At 38.9% G+C, this 529-nt stretch carries 1 protein-coding gene; it reads right to left on the bottom strand.

Annotated elements, in window-relative coordinates; all coding sequences use genetic code 11:
• The coding region (locus HZY83_RS06720) for a zinc-binding dehydrogenase (RefSeq protein WP_179943282.1) at positions 1 to 529 on the bottom strand (529 nt) is incomplete at both ends.

Here is a 529-nt window from a genome sequence, read left to right as displayed (position 1 = left end):
CACCAGCTACTTCGAATGAAACATCTACACCATTTTCAGTGTTATCATATACAGCTTTTACTGGGTCTACATTTCCAGAGTTAAAGGTATGAGTTGCTCCAACGCTTCTTGCTTTTTTTAAACGTTCTTCAGATAAATCGAAGACAAAGATTTTACTTGCACCAGCTGCTTTAGCTGCTATAACAGTTAGTAAACCAATAGGTCCAGCTCCAAATACCGCAACTGTGTCACCGAATAATAATTCGCCTTCCTTAACAGCTTGAACAGCTACAGCTGTAGGTTCAACAAGTGCGCCTTCACGTGCTGATACATTGTCAGGTAAATGATAGACGTTTGTTTCAGGTGCGTTAGTAAACTCTGCAAACCCTCCATCTGAACCTAAACCTATAAATGAATAACCATCATATAAATCAACATTTTCTTCTTTTTCACGTTTAGAAACAGTTGGGTTTACGACAACTCGATCACCTTTTTTGAAACGTGTGACATCTTTACCAACGTTTTCAACTACGCCAGAAAACTCATGACC

The sequence above is a fragment of the Gemella sp. GH3 genome, assembly GCF_013415425.1.
GTDB lineage: Bacteria > Bacillota > Bacilli > Staphylococcales > Gemellaceae > Gemelliphila.
Note: the sequence above shows the minus strand (reverse complement) of the source record. Positions and strands in the feature narration are given on the sequence as shown.